The organism is uncultured Clostridium sp. (assembly GCF_934754915.1).
Classification (GTDB): domain Bacteria; phylum Bacillota; class Clostridia; order Clostridiales; family Clostridiaceae; genus Clostridium.
The window spans coordinates 1-1,686 of record NZ_CAKVKB010000332.1; the positions used below are offsets into that span (position 1 = coordinate 1).

2 protein-coding genes are annotated in these 1,686 nt (G+C 25.6%); one reads left to right on the forward strand and one right to left on the reverse strand.

All coding sequences use genetic code 11. The annotated features are described in order from the left end of the window. The first annotated feature begins 265 nt into the window (after positions 1–265). Positions 266–1,114 (forward strand): methyl-accepting chemotaxis protein, encoded by an 849-nt coding sequence (locus Q0F58_RS19470; RefSeq protein ID WP_294379747.1) that lies wholly within the window; start codon positions 266–268, stop codon positions 1,112–1,114. A gap of 88 nt (positions 1,115–1,202) precedes the next feature. Here Q0F58_RS19470 and ytfJ read toward each other — a convergent pair whose 3' ends face one another. After that, positions 1,203–1,652, reverse strand: coding sequence for a GerW family sporulation protein (gene ytfJ / locus Q0F58_RS19475; RefSeq protein ID WP_294379749.1), 450 nt, complete (start codon positions 1,650–1,652; stop codon positions 1,203–1,205). Positions 1,653–1,686: the final 34 nt, after the last annotated feature.

Genomic DNA, 1,686 nt, shown 5'->3' on the forward strand with positions numbered 1-1,686 from the left:
ACATTAACCATAACACTAAGGAAGATACTGTTTTATTAAGCGCTTACAGAATAAAAGCAGAAAATTAATTAATATGAGTGAATTTTATATATTTATACTAATTATAAATATATGCGACTTTTATCTATTTTCGTAGAATTTTGCATATAAGACAATTATTTGATAAAATAAAGTTGTAAACTTAAAGAATTATCAAATAACAAGTTTAATATTAATTAACAGTATGGTATGAATTTATTGAAAAGATTAAATGGAGGTTAGTATTATGTATAAAAAAATAAGTGAGAATGAATCTATTAATGTAGTGTATAATAGTATGATTCCTGTATTAAAAGGAATATTAGATGAACAAGCTGCAATAGAAATTACTGATACTGAAAAAGTGTTATATTATGAACCAGGAAAAGATATTGATTTTAATGTACAAGAGGGAAGTTCAATAAAAGATATTTCTCAAATAGTACAAGTTATTGAAACTAAAAGACCTATAAATCAAGTAATAACTTCAGGTAAGGCAGTTGAAATATGTAAAACAGAATTTCAGACATTTGTATATCCAATATTTGAAGAAGACAGTGTTGTTGGAATTTTATCTATAAATTTAAGTTTAAGAAAAAAGAAAGCTATTGAAAATATAACTAATAACTTGTCAGAATCATTAACCCAGATTTCAAGTAGTATAGCTGAGATAAATTCTGGAGTTTTAGATCTTGCAAATATGAATAATAATTTGTCAAAAGAAACTAATGAGGCAAATAATAATGCTAAAGATACTAATTCTATTGTAGGATTAATTCAAGATATTTCATCTCAAACAAATTTGTTAGGATTAAATGCTTCAATTGAAGCAGCTAGAGCAGGTGAATATGGAAGAGGATTTACTGTTGTTGCTGAGGAAATAAGAAAATTATCTGTAACATCTAAAGAATCAATTGACAAAATAGATAATATTATAAAGAAAATATCTAATTCAGTAAAAACTATTGATGAAAATATTAATAGTACAAATGAAATTGCACATAATCAATCAGCTGCTTTACAGGAGATATCTGCAAACATTCAAGAACTTGATTTGACTGCACAAACATTAAGAAATCTTGCAAAAGAATTATAAGTCAATTTTATAGAATATTTTAAAAGTTATAAATTTGCTTGTTTATAGTACATAAATTTAAAAATTTTTGTGATAAATTTATCAATAACTACTTGTGATCATCTTTTGAGGAAGTTATTTCCAAATCACAAGAATTTTTAGGGTTATTTTTGTTATTTGTTACATCTTTAATTAAATTTTTTACTATATCTAAAATTTGAGGAATGCTGTCAATAATTCTATCGCAAGAGTTTTCATGCTCTATTGGCATCATTCTTACCATATCATCTTTTATTATAAGAAATGTTATTGGTTTTAATGAAACTCCAGAACCACTTCCACCTCCAAAAGGATAGGAATCTTTAGATGAATTGTCTTTTGATGACATAAATTCGCTTCCTCCAGAAACAAATCCAAATGATAATCTAGAAACTGGAATTATACATGTTCCATCTTTTGTTTCGATTGGTTCTCCAATTACAGTATTTGCATCTATCATATCACGTAGATTTTCCATTGTACTTCGCATTAAATTTTCAACACGTTCTTCATTAGACATAAAGAGTCACTCCTTACTTTAATATGTTATATAT

Bases quoted from the DNA above. Each gene is read 5' to 3' on its own strand.
- Q0F58_RS19470 (WP_294379747.1), top strand. From the start codon at position 266: ATGTATAAAAAAATAAGTGAGAATGAATCTATTAATGTAGTGTATAAT.
- ytfJ (WP_294379749.1), bottom strand. From the start codon at position 1,652: ATGTCTAATGAAGAACGTGTTGAAAATTTAATGCGAAGTACAATGGAA.